Raw genomic sequence first — 18,007 nt, forward strand, 5'->3', positions numbered from 1 at the left:
ACGTGTGATGAATCGAAGACCGGATAGTATCCGCATCCGGATGACGTTCCAGTTGAGCCGATGCGAGGGATCAAAGCGTGTCTATGCAAGTGAAGGATCGCAGCAGAGGGCCTGGATCGCTGGTCTCGCAAGTTGGGGAGAGCCTTCGGCAAGCCATCTTGAGTGGCCAGTATTCTCCCGGCGACAAGCTTCCGAGCGAGGTCGAACTCACCGAGACGCATGGGGTTAGCCGAACGGTCGTCCGCGAGGCGGTGGCGGCACTTCGTTCCGACGGGCTCGTCGAGGTGCGCCAGGGCGCCGGAATATTCGTGCTCAACGCCGATCCCAATCCCGCACTTCCGGGACGCAGGATCGACAGATCTCGCGTTTCTTCGGATCTCGAAGTCCTTGAAGTTCGCGCGCCTCTCGAGATCGAGGCCGCAGGCCTTGCCGCGCTGCGCCGCTCGCCGGCTCAGGAGGAAGCGATCTTCGAGTGTCACCGCAAGATTCTCAGATGCATAGAGAACGACGAATCGATCCGCGACGCGGATCTGGCGCTTCACTTCGCCATTGCCGAGGCTACCAACAACCCATTGTTCAAACAGCACCTGGAATTCCACGGCTCCGCGGTCATTCCGCAATCGAAGGCCATCCCTGAATCACGAGCGGGCGAGCAAACCGCATACCGGAAGATGATCCACAAGGAACACGAGGCAATTGTCGTGGCGATCTCCGATCGTAACGAGGAAGCCGCACGCAATGCAATGCGCGACCATCTGAGAGGCAGCCAGATCCGATATCGGGACCTGCTCAAGGACTTTCGTACCCTTTCAGATTGCCCCCCCGGCTAATCCCGATCCGCCTCTCGCCCCCAGACCTCGATCTGCGTCAATGCCGGAAAGGGTGACGGATCATCGGCCTTGACCAGGCTGTGCAGCCTGATCCATTCCACACTTCGCGGTTCTATCGGCAGGTATTGTGCCGCACCCGATTTGGCGAGCGGAAAACAGGACGTCTCACCGTCGGAGAAGGTGACGCTCGCCCTTACCCACCAGGAATCATGCGGAAAATCCGCCCTGAGGTAGAGCACGATCTCGTCGATCGTCACCGGCCGGCCGAATTCCACGGTGAGAGCCGCCTCGGGGTCGCGGTTTATCCCCCAGCTGGTATAGGGCCAGAAGCCATGGTCGTCATTGGCCTTCTCGCCATCGATCGCATTGCGGGCGGCAAACACCGCTTCGCCGCGCGTCTCGACATTGGCCCTGGCATGAGGAAACAGCGTCGCATTGGCATGATCATCCCAGGGATTGAGGGCGAGATTGCGCCGCGGGGCAATCTCGTCCGGCCGCGCCTTGCGGACATAGAGCCGATGAATTTCGCCGTGAAACGCGCGCGGTGAGTAGGGAATGCGTTTCTGGCCGAAAGGTATCGCCAGGGAATAGGAACGGCCCTTGAGATAGACCGCCGTGGGGCTGATGGCATCATCGAGGGCGAGCACGACATGGCCTGCTTCCGACGCCTCCACGACAATCGCATCGCCTTCACGATAGCTTTGGCGATGAACCAGGAACGTCTCTCGGTTTCCCGTCGCGCTCGCCAAAACCTCCCCGTTGGCATCGACCACCTTCAAGGTCAATTCCATTCACATCCTCCTCAGACGATCCGCAATTTCAGGCGCTTTCTCGCAAGAGCGATCCGCAACCGGTATATCCTGTCGAGCCAGGAAAGCCTGAGCCGGGCATCCTCGATGTCGATTGCCTCGACCTCGATCTTCCCCATGCCGTCGAGTTCGATGCGACCGAGACCGGCGAGATCAATCCGGTCTGCGGCTACCGTCGGATAGACACAGACCATCAGTGATAGAACGGCAGGCAGGTCCCCATCATGGCCGTCGACGATTTCGACATGGCGGCCGCGCCTCAGCGTGACCGTGCGGCGGTAGCTGCGCACCTGCGCCTGCGGCGGATAGGCACCGGCCATATCGAGCGAAATTCGGGCTTCCGCCGGACTGAACAGGGTCTCCACATCGCGCGCGGCAAAATCCGCGCCCTCGGACTGCATGACACCTCCGAAGGTCGGCAGGTTGTGAAAGGCCGACTGCATGGTCCAGATTTCGTACCGTTCGGGGGAAAAGGTCTTGGCCGTGTAGGTTTCGACGCCGACGTCGATGAGAAACGGCTGTCCATCCTTGTAGATGGTCATGCTTCCGACATCGTTATGATTGTGGCTCTCGCCGTTATGGCCGCCCTTGACGGCCACGGCAAAATGTTCGTCGCGGGTGATGAACAGGCCGATACCGGGATAGAAGACCTCGCCGCCCTCAGCTGAGCGGTCTGCAACGGCGATCGTCGGGCCAATCAGCAACTCCTGGATCCGATACCAGAGGTTCCACTCCCGAGGCAGATGCGGCTCTTCAGCCATGCTTCTGTTTACTGCTGCGAAATCCGCCAGGGGTTCGGATCCGACGGCGTGTCCGAAGAGATATTCGCGAACGCTGCAAGGCTCGACGAGCGCAGAGGAATCCGCAAAATTGAAGTAATGGCGGCCCGCCACATGCATGTTGAGAATGTAGTCGGCCATGTTGCGGATTTTCGGGGCGCGCCAGAGATGCGCAAAAGCTCCGGGCGCAACGGCATTCAGAATGGTCATCGCGCCGTGCAGGCAGAGCGCGGCGTGTCGATAATAGACGACGCCCTCCTCGCAGGCTCCGTCTTCGGCATAATCCTTCAGAAAGGCGTCCAGGCTGCCGAGCGCCTTTTCGACGACTTTTCGCCGCAACGCCTGGTCGGTATGCAGGCAAAACGTGGACAGCAGAACGTTCTGCGTGGTCCACGCGGTCCAGTTGTTCATTCTCTCATCAGCACGTCCCATCCACCAGAAGTGTCGACCGAGATAAGGCGCAAAGATACGTGTCCCGACCTCACGTTCGATGCGAGCGACGATCTGCGGACTGATTGCATCGAGTTGATCCCGCATCAATGCCGCGATGGTCGCCAACAGGGCTGCGGTTTCGGCGGCGAAGAGATCGATGATAGGCTGCTCGGTGTTGGGAAGCGGGAAACGCTGCCCTCCCCGTTCATAGGCATTGTGCGCAGGCAATTGCCAGCCGCTTTCCTCGACGATCAGGAAAATGCCATCGACGACGGCAGGAAGGAAACGCCCTTCGCCTTCGAGCATCTCGCCGAGCACGAGATTGTTCAACATCCGCCGCCGGGTGAAATACAGGTCCTCAAAACGGGAGCGATTGCCCGTTTTCGTAAATTCCTGATAGTCTGAGGCCTTTATGACGGGCCATGCCTGCAGAAGAGTTGCCTCGGCGTCTCGCATGACCGCATCACGGACAGACGCAGGAACCGCGGACCAGGCCGCACGGTCCGAGAACGCAGCGCCAGGAGTGAAGTCACCCAGGATATCTGGCAGGTCGGCCGCAATCTCGCTGAACATATCCCCTTCCCTATCGCGCTTTGGCTGGATTTAGCTCCACCTATCATACGTATTTTGCGATATCCATTAAATTCGTCTGATCTATTTCGAATTTGTTTGACCACTGCCGGAGATGTGCTATGGGTCAGCCAGGAGGCAGAAGCCAGCACAGGTTCGCGTCCGCCGATATCGGCGGGCTTCATTTGTGGCGGCAGCCGATCAAGAGCGGTCGCCTTGGAGGAGATACCGGTGTCCATATCGAGCTCGACCGCAGTCGCAAGTCGCGTGACGGCAACGCCCCGGCGCAAGATCAAGGTGCTGTCCAGGCGCCGTCGAAAGATTCAAAACGCGCTCGTCGCCTATTCCTTCATCGCCCCTAATTTCATCGGCTTTGCCGTCTTCACGCTCGGACCAATCCTCTTCGCTTTCGTGCTCGCCTTCATGCATTGGGACGGTTCCAATGCCATCACATTTGCCGGACTCGACAATTTCTGGCGGCTCTTCGAGGACAAGGCATTCATTGCCGCTTTCTGGAACACGATCATCTATACGGTCGTATCGGTGCCCGCCACGCTCGCCTGCGCGCTCGGCCTCGCGATCCTGCTCAACCAGAAAATCTTCGGCCGCGACTTCTTCCGAACCGCGATGTTCTTTCCCTATGTGGCATCGCTCGTCGCCGTCGCCGTCGTCTGGAACATGATCTTCAACCCCGAGATGGGGCCGGTGAACATGATCCTCTACACGCTGGGTCTCGATCCGAAGGACATGCCGGGCTGGGCGGCGGACCGGCATTGGGCGATGGTGACGGTCATCCTCTTCGGCATCTGGAAGAGCATGGGCTATTACATGGTCATCTATCTTGCGGGACTTCAAGGGATCAACTCCGAGCTCTACGAGGCGGCCAATCTCGACGGCGCGAATTCCTGGCAGAAATTCATCTATGTCACTGTCCCGCAACTTGCGCCCACGACCTTCTTCGTCACCGTCATGCTGACGATCCAATCCTTCAAGGTGTTCGACCAGATCTACATGATCACGCAGGGCGGCCCGGGCACGTCCACGCTCGTCCTCGTCTACCACATCTATAACGAGGCCTTCATTTCCTGGGATCTCGGCTATTCCAGCATGGTGGCGCTGGTCCTTTTCTTCCTCGTGCTTGCCGTCACGATCGTCCAGTTCCGGCGCCAGAGGGAGGATTGAGGCCATGAGGATCGCCGGACACAAGATCACGGCAAAGACGCTGGCCATCTACGCGACCGCGATCGTCATCACCGCCGTGATGCTGACGCCGTTCGCCTGGATGCTCTCCGCCTCGCTGAAGCTCAGTCGCGACGTCTTCGTCTTCCCGATCGAATGGATTCCGTCCGAGCCGCAATGGCAGAACTACGTGGACATCTGGACGAAGATTCCGCTGGCGCTCTTCATCTACAACACCTCGAAGCTGACGATCATCGTGACGCTCCTGCAGCTCTTGACGTCCAGCTTCGCGGCCTATGCCTTCGCCAAGCTCGACTTTCCTTACAAGAACACGCTGTTTCTCGGCTATATCGCCACCATCGCCATGCCCTGGCAAGTCTATATGGTGCCGCAATTCCTGCTGATGCGTGAGTTCGGGCTGAACAACACGCATCTCGCGCTGATCTGCCTGCAGGCCTTCACCGCCTTCGGCGTGTTCCTGATGCGACAGTTCTACATGTCGATCCCGACCGAGCTTTGCGAGGCGGCGCGGATCGACGGCATGAACGAGTACCAGATCTGGGCGAAGATCATGCTGCCGCTTTCGAAGCCCGCTCTGTCGACGCTGACCATCTTTACCTTCGTCACCACCTGGAACGACTTCCTAGGCCCGATGATCTACCTCACCAAGACCGAGCTGAAGACAATCCAGATCGGCCTGCGCATGTTCATCTCTCAATATTCGGCGGAATACGGGCTGATCATGGCCGCCTCGGTCGTTGCCCTGATCCCGGTTCTCGTCGTCTTCCTGGCTCTGCAGCGTTTCTTCGTCGAGGGCGTCGCCTCGTCGGGCCTCAAGGGTTAAGTCCATGACCGCCATCTCGTCCTTCGCTCCGCAACCGATCACCGATACGGAAGTGAAAGCGGCACTCGATATCGCTGTGGAACAGGTCCGGCGAAACCTCCCGCAGTTCACCTATGCCTCGCAGAACCATTCGAGCCTCGGCAATTTCTATCCGGCGGTCGAGAACGACCAATGGACCGCGGGCTTCTGGCCGGGAGAGATCTGGCTCGCCTTCGAGCACACGTGCGACAAGGTCTTTCAGCATGCCGCGCAGATCCAGGTCCAGAGCTTCCTGCACCGGATCGTCAACCGTATCGAGACCGATCATCACGACATGGGGTTTCTCTATTCGCCGTCCTGCATCGCGGCATGGAAGCTCGTCGGCGATGAAGACGGCCGCAGGGCCGCCATTCTCGCGGCCGACCAATTGATCGAGCGCTTCCAGCCGATCGGCCAGTTCATCCAGGCCTGGGGCCGCAAGGGCGTGGCCGACGAATACCGCTTCATCATCGACTGCCTGCTCAATCTGCCGCTTCTTTACTGGGCGAGCCGCGAGACAGGCGATCCGAAGTATCGCGATATCGCGCTGGTCCATGCCCGCACGACGCTCGCGAATTCCGTTCGCCCGGACGATTCCACCTATCACACCTTCTACATGGACCCGGTGACCGGTGCACCCGTACGAGGCGCCACGAAACAGGGATACCGCGACGACAGCGCCTGGGCGCGCGGACAGGCCTGGGGTATCGCCGGAATGGCGCTTTCCTACCGTTACGAGCGGCTGGAAGAGTACCGTCAGACCTTCGATCGCCTGCTCGCCTTCTATCTGGAGCGCCTCCCGGCCGACATGGTGCCTTACTGGGACCTCATCTTTTCCGACCAGGACGGGGAGCCGCGCGACAGTTCCTCTGCTTCGATCGTCGCCTGCGGTCTCCTCGAAATGGCCGATCTGGTGGATCCCGAGACGGCCTCCGGTTACCGCGAGCTTGCACGCCGCATGATGAAGAGCCTGGTGGATCGCTATGCGGTCAGGGACCCGGCCGTATCCAACGGGCTGGTCCTGCACGGGACCTATTCGAAGAAGTCACCCTTCAACACCTGCCGCGGCGAAGGCGTCGATGAGTGCGTCTCCTGGGGCGACTACTATTACATGGAAGCTTTGACGCGCCTTTCGCGCAACTGGCCTTCCTATTGGTGAGGACCTGATGGCCAGCATTTCGCTCAAGAAACTGAACAAGACCTACGGCGCCCTGACCGTCGTGCATGACATCGACCTCGAAATCGCCGACAAGGAATTCATCATTCTCGTCGGCCCATCCGGCTGCGGCAAGTCGACGACGCTGAGAATGATCGCCGGCCTCGAGGAAATCTCCGGCGGGGAACTGCGGATCGGTGGGGACCTGGTGAACGACGTTCCCTCCAAGGACCGCGACATCGCCATGGTTTTCCAGAACTATGCACTCTATCCGCATATGACCGTTTACAAGAACATGGCTTTCGGCCTGCAGCTGCGCAAGGCCAAGCGGGACGTCATCGACAGCCAGGTGCAGGAAGCGGCCAAGATCCTCGACATCACGCATCTTCTGAACCGGAAGCCCAAGGCGCTTTCGGGCGGCCAGCGCCAGCGTGTGGCGCTCGGCCGCGCCATGGTGCGCAATCCGGCCGTCTTCCTGCTGGACGAACCGCTTTCGAACCTCGACGCGAAGCTGCGCGGCACGATGCGCGCCGAAATCACCAAGCTCCACAAGCGGCTCGACGCGACCTTCATCTACGTTACCCACGACCAGATCGAGGCGATGACCATGGCGGACCGGATCGTGGTCATGAAGGACGGCCACATCCAGCAGGTGGATACCCCGCAGAACCTTTATGATCGCCCGGTCAACATGTTCGTCGCGGGCTTTATCGGCGCACCGCAGATGAATATGCTGCCATCCGTCATAAAGCGCCGGGGCGACGGATATGTCGCCATCTTCGACAGCCGCGAACTTCCGCTGCCGGCGCATTTCGACAAAGCCCGCATCGCGCCATACGAAGGTCGCGAACTGGTGCTCGGCATCCGGCCCGAGAATTTTCATGAACTGCCGCCCGCCGATATCGCGCCGGAGAACCTGGCGCCGTTCAAGGCGGTCGTCGAGCTCGCCGAGCCGATGGGCTCCGAGGTGCATCTGAACATGGTCGCCGGCGGACGCGGCCTGATCGCGCGCGTATCGCCCCGCTTCAAGGCGGGCATCGGCGACGAGGTAGCACTGGTCGCCGACATGACCAATGTGCAGTTGTTCGACAAGCAAACCGAACGCTCGATCTTGTACTGAAGCGCCTAGGGGAGAGAGGCCATGCAGTGGTTGCGGGACATGTGGACAAAGGAGGGGCCGGGCATCTCGAAAGATGCCCCGAAGAAGATCGGCCTTGCTTTATTTGCGGAAGTCTTCGCCCGTGAATGGTGGGAGATGGTCAAGCTCAACATCCTGTTCATTCTGACGGCAATGTTCGTGGTGACCATCCCGGCCGCGCTAGCCGCGACTGCACGCGTCTGTCTCGCCTTCGTCGAAGACCGCAATACCTATCTGCTGCGGGATTTTACGGAGGCCTTTGTCCGGTACTTCTGGCGCGCCACGACCTGGGGGCTTGCCTTCACCGCTGCTCTCGGCATCGGGGCATACGCAGCCGTCGCCTATGCCGCCGCCGCCAGGGACAATCTCGTGCTCGCCGTGCCGCTCACCCTCAGCATCGTCGCAACCGCTTTCATCGCGGTGCTCGCATGCCATCTCGTCATCCTGATGGTGATGCGCGATCTTCCGGCGTTCGGTCTGTTGCGCCTTGCGGCAATCGCCTCTGTCCTGCGTCCACTGCCGGCACTTGCGGCCCTCGGCTTCGTGTCGGCTCTCTGGGTCGCCCACATCGTGTTCTATCCGGTTTCCGTCTTCATGCCGGCGACGTTCAATTTTTCACTCGGAATGTTCGCCGTCGCATTCGGCGTCCATCGGGCAGCGGTGATGGTTCTGGCCCTGCCAATTGCAACGCAAGAAAAACACGAACCGCATGCCCGTGACGCTGTGCAAAAACATCTGATCCAGAAACACTCAGGGAAGGAGAATTGGAATGTCTTTGGATAAATTTGGGAGATCAATGAAGCTTGCCTTGGCCGGTCTTGCTCTCGTGGCAACGACCGCCGGCGCCGCGTTCGCCCAATCGGGCGATGGCGTGACACTCAAATGGGCACTCTGGGACTGGGACAAGGTCGCTTTTTACAAGCCCCTGATCGAAGCCTATCAGGCCAAGCACCCGAATGTGAAATTCGAACCCGTGGATCTCGGCTCGCAGGATTATCAGCAGATGATCGCCACGCAGCTTGCAGGCGGTTCGAAGGATATCGACATCGTCACCGTCAAGGACGTTCCCAATTATGCGAACCTCGTCCGCGCCGGCTCGATCGACGATCTTTCCGGTTTCATGACCGAGCAGAAGATCGACCCCGCCTCCTTTGGCGGTCTTGCCGAGGAAATCACGATCGACGGCAAGATCTATGCCCTGCCTTTCCGCTCGGATTTCTGGGTTGTCTACTACAACAAAGACATTTTCGACAAGGCAGGCGTCCCCTACCCGACCAACGACATGACCTACAAGCAGTTCGATGAAACCGCGACCAAGCTTGCCGGCGGCATGGGTGTGAACAAGACGTATGGCGCCCTCTTCCATACCTGGCGTTCCACGGTCCAGCTTCCCGGCATCCTGGATGGAAAGCACACGCTCGCAGGACCGGACTACGCGTTCCTGAAGCCGTGGTATGAGCGTGCGCTCGCTCTGCAAAAGGAAGGTGTCGTCCCCTCCTATGCGTCGCTGAAAACGTCCAACACCCACTATTCCGCACTGTTCTTCAACGGCACGATCGGCATGCTGCCGATGGGCACCTGGTTCATCGGCACCCAGATCGCCAAGGTGAAGTCGGGCGAGTCCAAGAGCACGAACTGGGGTATTGTGAAGTTCCCGCATCCGGAAGGCGTTCCTGCCGGCACCACGGCTGCTCAGATCTCCGGTCTGGCCGTCAACGCCAATTCGGCTCACAAGGCCGAGGTGCTCGACTTCATCAAGTTCGTGACCGGTCCTGAAGGTGCTGCGATCATCGCATCCACCGGCACGATACCGACGGTGCGCACCCCAGAAGTCACCGCCAAGATCGCATCCCTGCCGGGCTTCCCGCAGGATCAGGCGAGCAAGGACGCACTGGAGGCCGGCAAGTCCTTTCTGGAAATGGCGGTCAACCCGAACGCCGCCAAGATCGAAGTCGTTCTCAACCGCGCCCATGACTCGATCATGACGGACAACATCTCGATCGATGACGGCCTGAAGGAAATGACCGACGGCGTAAAGGCCATCAAGTAACGACATCGTCCGCCGCGGAGGGATATCTCTCTCCGCGGCGCTTTGCTTTTTTATAAGGAATGGATTGCACCGTGTTCTACGATCCCGTCCGCGCCAATCCTCTATGCGGAAATCCGCTGCGCATCCGCGCCGATCTGCAAAAGGCGGCGGTCGATCTGTTTTCTCCCCTGCTTCCCTATTTCTCCGAGGGCGGAGCAAGGGTCCTCCTGAGCGCAACGGCTGCGCATTTCGATCGCGCGGCGGCCGATCTCGAAGGATTTGCGCGACCGCTCTGGGGTCTCGTACCGCTTGCTGCGGGAGGCGCACACTTTCCCCATTGGGAGCTCTACCGCCGCGGCCTTGCGAACGGGACCGATCCGGCGCATCCCGAATATTGGGGCGATATCTCCGATCGGGACCAGCGGCAGGTCGAATTGGCGGCCGTCGGCTTCGCACTCGCGATGGTGCCGGAACATATCTGGGAACCCCTCGCCGATGCCCAGAAGGAAACCGTCGCCTCCTATCTCGTTTCGGCCCGCGACAAGGAATTCATCGACAACAACTGGAAATTCTTCCGCGTTCTCATCGATCTCGGACTTGAACGCGTGGGGATCGATTTCGACAGGTCGAAGACCGAACGCTATCTCGACGAGGTGGAGGCGTTCCGGCTTGGCGAGGGATGGTACCGCGACGGCCCTGTCAAGCGGGTCGACCACTACATTCCTTTCGCCATGCATTTCTATGCCCTGATCTATTCGGTCCTGGCGGGAAGAGACGAAGTGCGCGGGGCAGCCTACCGGGAGCGGGCTCGTATCTTCGCAAATGACATTCGCCACTGGTTCGGTCCGGACGGCGCAGCACTTGCCTTCGGGCGCAGCCAGACCTATCGGTTCGCAGCCGGCGGGTTCTGGGGCGCGCTTGCCTTTGCCGGTGTGGAGGCTCTGCCCTGGCCGGAGATCAAGGGCTACTACATGCGCCATATCCGCTGGTGGTCCAAGTTGCCGATCGCCGATCGCGACGGAGTTCTTTCGATCGGTTACGGCTATCCGAACCTCTTGATGAGCGAGAGCTACAATTCGGCAGGGTCGCCCTATTGGGCAATGAAATTCTTCCTACCCCTGGCACTGCCGGACGATCATCCGTTCTGGACCGCCAAAGAAGCACCGGCGCCGACATTTCCGCATCCGGTTCCACTGAAGGAACCGGGCATGGTCGCCATGCATACGCCCGGAAATGTCGTAATGCTGTCGTCCGGACAGCAGCACGACAAGATGCGCGGCGCCAGCGAGAAATACTCGAAATTCGTCTACTCGACCCGTTATGCCTTCAATATCGAAGCAGATGACCGGCATTTCGCTTCCGCGAGCTTCGACGGAATGCTCGGCCTGTCCGACGACGGCGTGCATTTTCGCATGCGGGAGACTTTGGAAAAGGCGTTGATTGCCGAAGATCGGCTCTATTCGCGCTGGCACCCCTGGAACGATGTTGTCGTCGAGACCTGGCTTCTGCCCGCAAACCCCTGGCACATACGCATTCACCGGATCACCACCCCGCGAGGGTTGAAAACCGCCGAAGGCGGCTTCGCCATTGAACGGGCTGATTTCAATATCGACCGGGGGGAGCAGTCGGAAGGCCTGGCCATCTGGCAAGGGCAGACGGATATGAGTGCGATCGTTGACCTGTCGCCCGACCACAAGCGGGCAGGTCACGCGATGAGCCCGATCGCCAACGCCAATCTCATCCACGCCAAGACGTTGCTGCCGCAGTTGCGCGGTGAGATCGCGCCGGGCACCGCAGTGCTCGCCACCGCTGCAATGGCTTTGCCTCTCGACGATACAGTTTCCAGGGCACTGGCCAATTTCCCTCAATGCCCCGACATTGGCGAGCTGGAACAGCTTTTCCGGTCAAAGGGCTCGCCCATCCCTGCCTTCGACCTCGGTTACCAGGCTTCACTCAAAGAAAAACAACGATGATGATCGACAGCGACAATCGCGGTGCGGGGTTCGCAAGACAATTCCGCCCTCGGTCGATGTCCTTCCCGCGTGTTGTCTTGCGCCGTAACCTGCTCGCGTAGCGGCACTATCTGCGGTCTTTTTGTCATCGTAATGCTGCTGCAATCCTGCGGGCAAAGATGCCTCCAATGGAGGATCGGGTAGACAATGAGACTTCTATTGATCGAGGACGAGAGGGAACTGGCGGCTGCACTATCGGTTGCGCTGAGCAAGCATGGCATTGTCACCGACCACACGACGCACCTCGCCGACGCTCTCGAATTGACCCGTCAGAATGTCTACGATGCAATCCTCCTGGACCGTCGCTTGCCCGATGGCGAGGGGTTGGCTTTTATTCCCCGGCTGAGGCGGACGGGAGCGGATACGCCGATCATCGTGCTGACGGCGCGCAACGAGCCGATGGAGCGCATCGAAGGTCTCGATCTGGGCGCCGACGACTATCTGGGAAAGCCGTTTCTTGTCGAAGAGCTGATGGCCCGTCTGCGGGCCGTTCTGCGACGGCCGCCAACCCTGGCGGAACTTAAAATCACGGTGGGTCGAATGGTGATCGACCCCCTGCATCTGAGCGTCACCGTCGATGCGATCCCGCTCGATCTGCCCCGGCGCGAGCTTCTCGTTCTGGCAGCGCTGGCCAAGCGGAAGGAAAAAACCGTCCTGCGCTCGACGCTTGAAGCGGCGGTCTATAACTACGAGGAAGAAATCCAATCGAACGCGCTCGATGCGCATATCTCCAGGCTGCGCAAGCGGTTGCTGGATGCCGGCGCCGGTGTCGCCGTCCACAGCATCCGGGGCGTCGGATATCTCCTGAAGGAAGAATGATGCGCGCGGCGAACAACCCGTCACTTTGGTGGAAACTGAGCTGGCAACTCAGCCTCGTTATCGTCGCCGTGGTTGCCGTCGTGATTGTCGGGCTTTGCGTATGGGCTACCACGATCATGTCGCCGAACATTTTCGTGGAGGACAAGATCGGCGCCGTGGTGGCGAAAGCAGTCGAACGCAATTCCCAGGGAAAGCTTCAACTGCGCGATACGCCGGAACTGCGGTCACTTAAAATACAAAACAAGGGGCTTTGGTACGTCGTGGCCATGACGGACGGTGCTTCGGTATCCTATGGCACCATACCTGCGCCCTATGGCGCGATTGCGCCTGTGGCGCACCTGTTCCAGGATGCGGACATACGGGGATCGGCCGGTACGGATGAGATTGCGTCGATCGAACACGTGGAAACTGCGATAGGGGAAGTCCGCATTCTATCCGGCGGTTTCGCGGACAAAGGCTGGCCCATTCTCACTCTTCTGGGCGGCACTTACCCGATTTATATCAGTTTGCTTGTCGTCGCCCTGCCTGCGATCTTCCTCACCGTTCCCAGAATTGTGCGCCACGCTCTTGCAAGGGTGAGCGAGGTCGCGCGAGAAGCATCGGAAATCGAACCGCGCCATCATGAAGCACGCCTGCCGGTGGACGGCATTCCCAAGGAAGTCGCTCCGCTGGTAATTGCCTTCAACGGAGCGCTCGAGCGGCTCGAGAATGACTTCAAGAAGCGCCAGCGCTTCCTGATCGACGCCGCGCATGAACTCAGAACACCAATCGCCATCATGCAGACGCGGATCGATGGCATGCCGGAAGGCCAGGAACGCAGGCGGCTGCTGGACGATGTTGCGCGCTTGGCCGAGGCAGCCGAACAGCTTCTCGATTTCGAACGCAATGATCAGGCGACGGATCTCCATGAAACGGTCGATCTCGTGGAAATCGCGCGAACGGTCGTGGCCAATCTCGCGCCACTGGCGATCGCCGCTGGTTATCAGATTTCCTTTCAAAGTGAGGTGGAAAGTCTCGAACGCAAAGGCAGCCCTTCCGCTTTGCCAAGAGCGATCGGCAATCTGGTTCGCAATGCGATCGACCACGGCGACAATACCGGAATGATCACGGTCTCGGTCTCGGCCGACGGCCGGATCGACGTGGCCGACGAAGGGCCCGGCATACCGGCGGAACATCAAGAACTGGTTTTTGAACCGTTTTACCGCGTGACCCCCAAGAGCCAGGGCGCAGGCCTTGGACTGAGCCTGGTGAAGCAGGTCATCTCAAGTCATGGCGGGCAGCTCAGCATGCAAAGCGATTCAACCGGAACGAAAGTGGCAATTCAGCTTTGATGAACGAAGGCGGTCGCCGACGTTGACCGCAAATCAGATGCCCTCCATGCCGCCAGCTTGCCCGTATCAGAGAAGCCCCTCCCCCCTTGTCATTCAACGATTCGTCACCTCCCAAAGCGGCTTGTAATGCTGCGGCAATCTTTCGCTCCGACTGTTCCCAGCATCAATGACGGAGGCTAACGAGAGTGCGCAGCAATCCCCATCCAATTCGCCGGTTTTTCGACTATTCACCAAAGCCATCGCTGCTCGCGCGCCTGGTTTTGCTCATAGTCGCCATGGCAGCTACCGGATGCGCTTCCGTGCCCGTGAAGGAAGCCGGTACACTGACCTCCTACAGCAATCTTGGCCCTCCCAAGGGAACGCTCGCCAAAAGACGGCTTTATGTCGATGGACAGCAACTGGCCCGGGTGAAGACGGTGCGCATCGTTCCGACAAGTTTTTCCTTCAATGCTGCATCCCGAATCAAATCGGATGCCGACCGCTTCCTGGTTTCCAATGCTCTCGACCGGGCCCTCTGCGTCGCGCTGAGCGACAAATACCAAATGGTCCCGGCCGGCCAGCCGGCGGATTTGACGGTCCGCTCGGTCGTCGCAGATATCGTCCCGACAGACAAGACGATGGCGGGCGTTGCGACCGTCGTCAGCGTCGGAACCGGCTTTGCCCTGCCCGTCAGCGTGCCGCGTCTGCCTTTCGGTCTCGGAGGCCTGGCAGTCGAAGCCGAAGCCGTCGATGGCAGCGGCATGCAGAGTGCAGCAATGCTGTGGGCACGGGGGGCAAACTCGATTCAGGATAATCCACGCGTTTCCGAAGTGGGAGATGCCTATGGCCTCGCGACTAAGTTTGCGAATGACTTTTCGCGAATGCTGATTGCCGGCAAGGAGCCGAAGGGGCTGAACATTGCGCTTCCGTCCACGCAGCGCGTCCAGTCCTGGCTTGGAGGCAAACCCAAATATGCCGCTTGCGACGCCTTCGGCCGAGCGCCCGGTCTGCTCGGCGTCGTGGCGTCCAAATACGGTGCGCCGCCGCAATGGACCGACAAGAAGCCCAAATCGCCGGTGACACATTGATCAGTCATACGTGCAGGATCGGAACCGGTCGAGCCGCACGGCGTAAAGCCGAATGTGGTCGGTTCAGGCAGGATCGCGCTCCCAATACCAGGCCACATACATGTTTTTCCGGTCATGCCGGCGGCCTTTCAGCAAGGCGCGGATGGACCGCACATCTTCCTTTTCGCAGGCGAACCAGACGAACGTTTCGTCGTCGATGGACGCAATCGCGTTTTTGGTCTCTTCCACAAGAACGCCTTTTGCTCCGGACGGGTAGCTCCTCCGGTGCAGCCAGCGGATGTCGAGCGAACCCGCCGACGGAAGAGACTGCTCTTCCGCCTCATCCTGCACTTCGATGATCGCTTGCATGCGCGTGCCTGGCGGCACCTCGGCCACGATTCGGGCAATTGCCGGAAGTGCGCTTTCGTCTCCGGCCAGAAGAATGGATCGTGCGGAGGGAAGGTTACCGCCTCCCGGTCCAAGAAGAGCGATCCGCTCCCCCGGCTGCGCGTCCCGGGCAAAGTCGGCTCCGGGAGTTTCCACGCCGGGCGTCGGGTGCTGCAGGAAGTCGATCCATAATTGCCGGCGTTCAATATCGACAGCTCGAATTGTATAGACGCGAACCAGAAGTTCGTCCTCGCCCTCCGGCCAGGCAATACGGCCATCTTCCCGCAGCCCCGGCCATACCGGAGGTCTGCCCTTCGGCGGAATGAGGAGGCGGACATGCATGTCGCCGCCGACGAAGGGAGTGACGTCGGCGCAGGCGAACTTCACCCGTCGCATATGCGGGGTCACATCCTCGGCGGAAACGACCGTGGCTTCATGGATGTTCGGCAGCACGGCCAGCGCGCCCGTTTCCGACCAGCTGAGCTCGAGAGGATCGTCTCCGGCAAAGTAGAACAAGTGTTCCGCGATGCTGGTGCGGCTCATCTGAAGCGCCTCTTCCGACGGGCAGGCCAGTTCGATCAGGAGCCGGCTGTCTTGCACGCGAATGGCCGCGGTCCCGATCTTGCTCTTCAACAGAGCGGTGTCCTGGGTTCGTTGCACCTCGGCGTGCTCGACGAAGTGCTCGCAGATTTCTCCAAGCATATGCACCGCGTCCTTCGGAATCGCCGTGCCCGAGAGTTTGAATTCCTGAACCGCGTTCATTGCCGGTCCTCCTTGAGATCCTGCGTCGTTGTCATGCGATGCCTGCCGATCGGGAGCATGATCGGCCGGCCCGAGGTGGGATCGGTGACGATGCGGCTTTCGAGACCGAAAACCTGCCGCACATTCTCTTCCGTCAGCACATCTTCCGGCCTGCCGGAGACGTGCACGCGCCCCTTCGCCATCGCGACGAGATGGTCTGCGTAGCGAGCCGCAAGGTTAAGATCATGCAGCACCATGACGACGGTGGTGCCGCGCGCGTGGTTGAGATCGGTCAGCAGATCCAGCACTTCGACCTGATGGCTGATGTCGAGAAATGTCGTCGGCTCGTCCAATAGCAGGATTTCCGTCTGCTGCGCCAGCGCCATGGCAATCCAGACCCGCTGGCGCTGCCCGCCGGAAAGCTCGTCCACCGGCCGTTCGGCAAGCTCCGAGGTCTTGGTTGCGGTGAGCGCGCCGTCCACCGCCTCGTCGTCCTTGCGCGTCCAGCGGGAAAACAGGCCCTGATGCGGATGTCTTCCCCGGCTGACGAGGTCGGCAACGGTAATGCCCTCAGGAGCGATCGGCGATTGAGGAAGCAGCCCCAATGTCCGGGCGAGCTCCCTGGGCGGCGTCCGGTGGATCGACTTGCCGTCTAGTAACACATGTCCTCGATGCGGCGAGAGGAGCCGGGACATCGTGCGCAAAAGCGTGGACTTGCCGCAGGCATTGGCGCCGACGATGGCGGTGATCCTGCCGGGAGGCACGGCGAGATCGAGCTCGTGCAGAATCTCCGTGTCGCCGTAGCCGGCCGAAAGCTGGCTGGCGGTCAGGCAATGAGCTGAGCGAACGGTCATAGCGAGCCTCCGGTCCGGTTGACGCGCACGATGAGGAAAATCAGATAGGGCGCTCCCAACGCGCCGGTTACCACGCCGAGCGGATAGCGGCTTGAGAGAAGGAACTGGCCGATATAGTCGCCCGCCAGCACCAGCGTCGCACCGACCAGGGCCGAGGGGATCAGCAGCGATCCGCTGTTTCCCACGAGGCGAGCGGCGATCGGGCCGGACAGGAAAGCGACGAAGGCGATCGGGCCAGTCACCGCCGTTGCGGACGCGATCATGCCGACGGCCGCGACGATGATGGTGACGCGTGTGGCCGAGACCCTGACGCCGAGGGCGGCGGCGGCGTCCTCCCCCAGCCGCAGCGCCTCCAGGTCGCGCGCCCGGCTCAGCAGAAGCCCGCCGAACAAGGCGAGCGCCAGGAGAAGCGGGGCGGCCTGGGAAAGCTGCGCGCCGTTGACGCTGCCGGTCAGCCAGCGGATCGCCTCCTGCAGGTTCCAAGCCGGGGCTTGGGAGAGAATGTAGGCGACGAAGCTTTCCAGCATCGCCGAAACACCGATCCCGACAAGGATGAGCCGCGTTCCAGCGACGCCGCTTTTGGATGAAAGGCCATAAACGAGAAGCGCCACGGCCAGGCCGGCCATGACGGCGAAGATGGAGACGACCGGCCCTTTCATCGACAGAACGACGATGGCGAAGACGGCGGCGGCGCTTGCTCCCCAGCTGATGCCGATAATGTCCGGGCTGGCGAGCGGATTGCGCAGCATGATCTGGAAGGCCACGCCGCCGAGCCCGAAGCTCAAGCCGGCAAGGACCGAAAGCATGGCGCGCGGCAGCCTGAGCTGGCCGACGGTAAAGCTCGCGCCCGGCACATCCTCGCCAAGCAGCACGCGGATGACGTCCCCCGCCGGCGTGAAGGATTGGCCGACCGACAGGGCGAGGGCGAAGATCGCGACCACCAGAACCAGAAGGATAAGAATGACAAGCGAATGCCTGCGCGCACGGCGGCGGCGGCTGGCAATGATGAGATCGAGGGTGGGAGAAAGCATCG

16 protein-coding genes are annotated in these 18,007 nt (G+C 60.5%); 11 read left to right on the forward strand and 5 right to left on the reverse strand.

Annotated elements, in window-relative coordinates:
* The first annotated feature begins 83 nt into the window (after positions 1-83).
* Positions 84-830 (forward strand): FadR/GntR family transcriptional regulator, encoded by a 747-nt coding sequence (locus ACMGE0_RS25665; protein WP_436818765.1) that lies wholly within the window; start codon positions 84-86, stop codon positions 828-830.
* Here ACMGE0_RS25665 and ACMGE0_RS25670 read toward each other — a convergent pair.
* Together ACMGE0_RS25670 and ACMGE0_RS25675 are read right to left on the reverse strand one after the other, a co-directional pair.
* A complete protein-coding gene (locus tag ACMGE0_RS25670; protein WP_436818727.1) occupies positions 827-1,621 on the reverse strand; it encodes a carbohydrate-binding protein in 795 nt (264 codons plus the stop codon). The two genes, ACMGE0_RS25665 and ACMGE0_RS25670, sit on opposite strands and share 4 nt — an antisense overlap.
* 11 nt (positions 1,622-1,632) lie before the next feature.
* On the reverse strand, positions 1,633-3,423 hold the full coding sequence (locus tag ACMGE0_RS25675; RefSeq protein ID WP_436818728.1) for a heparinase II/III domain-containing protein: 1,791 nt from the start codon (positions 3,421-3,423) through the stop codon (positions 1,633-1,635).
* A gap of 228 nt (positions 3,424-3,651) precedes the next feature.
* Between ACMGE0_RS25675 and ACMGE0_RS25680 the strand changes: the two genes are divergently transcribed.
* The 10 genes from ACMGE0_RS25680 (at position 3,652) to ACMGE0_RS25725 (ending at position 15,013) form a co-directional block, all read left to right on the forward strand.
* Complete coding sequence (locus ACMGE0_RS25680; RefSeq protein WP_436818729.1) at positions 3,652-4,602, forward strand: carbohydrate ABC transporter permease; 951 nt, start codon at positions 3,652-3,654, stop codon at positions 4,600-4,602.
* 4 nt (positions 4,603-4,606) lie between these two features.
* The gene (locus ACMGE0_RS25685; protein ID WP_436818730.1) at positions 4,607-5,443 is read left to right on the forward strand and encodes a carbohydrate ABC transporter permease; all 837 of its coding nucleotides are present in this window, start codon (positions 4,607-4,609) and stop codon (positions 5,441-5,443) included.
* A 4-nt stretch (positions 5,444-5,447) separates the two neighbouring features.
* Positions 5,448-6,620 carry a glycoside hydrolase family 88 protein gene (locus ACMGE0_RS25690; RefSeq protein WP_436818731.1) on the forward strand — a complete coding sequence of 391 codons (1,173 nt, stop codon included), beginning with the start codon at positions 5,448-5,450 and terminating at the stop codon, positions 6,618-6,620.
* A gap of 7 nt (positions 6,621-6,627) precedes the next feature.
* On the forward strand, positions 6,628-7,737 hold the full coding sequence (locus tag ACMGE0_RS25695; protein ID WP_436818732.1) for an ABC transporter ATP-binding protein: 1,110 nt from the start codon (positions 6,628-6,630) through the stop codon (positions 7,735-7,737).
* A 21-nt stretch (positions 7,738-7,758) separates the two neighbouring features.
* Positions 7,759-8,538 (forward strand): DUF624 domain-containing protein, encoded by a 780-nt coding sequence (locus tag ACMGE0_RS25700; protein ID WP_436818733.1) that lies wholly within the window; start codon positions 7,759-7,761, stop codon positions 8,536-8,538.
* Complete coding sequence (locus ACMGE0_RS25705) at positions 8,525-9,805, forward strand: ABC transporter substrate-binding protein (RefSeq protein ID WP_436818734.1); 1,281 nt, start codon at positions 8,525-8,527, stop codon at positions 9,803-9,805. Before ACMGE0_RS25700 ends, ACMGE0_RS25705 begins: the two co-directional genes overlap by 14 nt.
* A gap of 71 nt (positions 9,806-9,876) precedes the next feature.
* A complete protein-coding gene (locus tag ACMGE0_RS25710) occupies positions 9,877-11,757 on the forward strand; it encodes a DUF2264 domain-containing protein (protein ID WP_436818735.1) in 1,881 nt (626 codons plus the stop codon).
* Positions 11,758-11,943: 186 nt separating this feature from the next.
* Positions 11,944-12,615 carry a response regulator transcription factor gene (locus ACMGE0_RS25715; RefSeq protein WP_436818736.1) on the forward strand — a complete coding sequence of 224 codons (672 nt, stop codon included), beginning with the start codon at positions 11,944-11,946 and terminating at the stop codon, positions 12,613-12,615.
* Complete coding sequence (locus ACMGE0_RS25720) at positions 12,615-13,946, forward strand: sensor histidine kinase (protein WP_436818737.1); 1,332 nt, start codon at positions 12,615-12,617, stop codon at positions 13,944-13,946. Before ACMGE0_RS25715 ends, ACMGE0_RS25720 begins: the two co-directional genes overlap by 1 nt.
* Before the next feature lie 275 nt (positions 13,947-14,221).
* Positions 14,222-15,013, forward strand: coding sequence for a DUF3313 domain-containing protein (locus ACMGE0_RS25725; RefSeq protein ID WP_436818738.1), 792 nt, complete (start codon positions 14,222-14,224; stop codon positions 15,011-15,013).
* A 63-nt stretch (positions 15,014-15,076) separates the two neighbouring features.
* Here ACMGE0_RS25725 and ACMGE0_RS25730 read toward each other — a convergent pair whose 3' ends face one another.
* The 3 genes from ACMGE0_RS25730 to ACMGE0_RS25740 are packed head-to-tail and all read right to left on the reverse strand — an operon-like array spanning position 15,077 to position 18,005.
* Positions 15,077-16,141, reverse strand: coding sequence for a DUF2218 domain-containing protein (locus ACMGE0_RS25730; protein ID WP_436818739.1), 1,065 nt, complete (start codon positions 16,139-16,141; stop codon positions 15,077-15,079).
* Positions 16,138-16,974 (reverse strand): ABC transporter ATP-binding protein, encoded by an 837-nt coding sequence (locus tag ACMGE0_RS25735; protein WP_436818740.1) that lies wholly within the window; start codon positions 16,972-16,974, stop codon positions 16,138-16,140. The genes ACMGE0_RS25730 and ACMGE0_RS25735 overlap by 4 nt, the downstream gene beginning before the upstream one ends.
* Positions 16,971-18,005, reverse strand: coding sequence for a FecCD family ABC transporter permease (locus tag ACMGE0_RS25740; protein ID WP_436818741.1), 1,035 nt, complete (start codon positions 18,003-18,005; stop codon positions 16,971-16,973). Before ACMGE0_RS25740 ends, ACMGE0_RS25735 begins: the two co-directional genes overlap by 4 nt.
* Between the last annotated feature and the right edge of the window lie 2 nt (positions 18,006-18,007).

Source organism: Neorhizobium descurainiae (assembly GCF_051400715.1).
Classification (GTDB): domain Bacteria; phylum Pseudomonadota; class Alphaproteobacteria; order Rhizobiales; family Rhizobiaceae; genus Neorhizobium.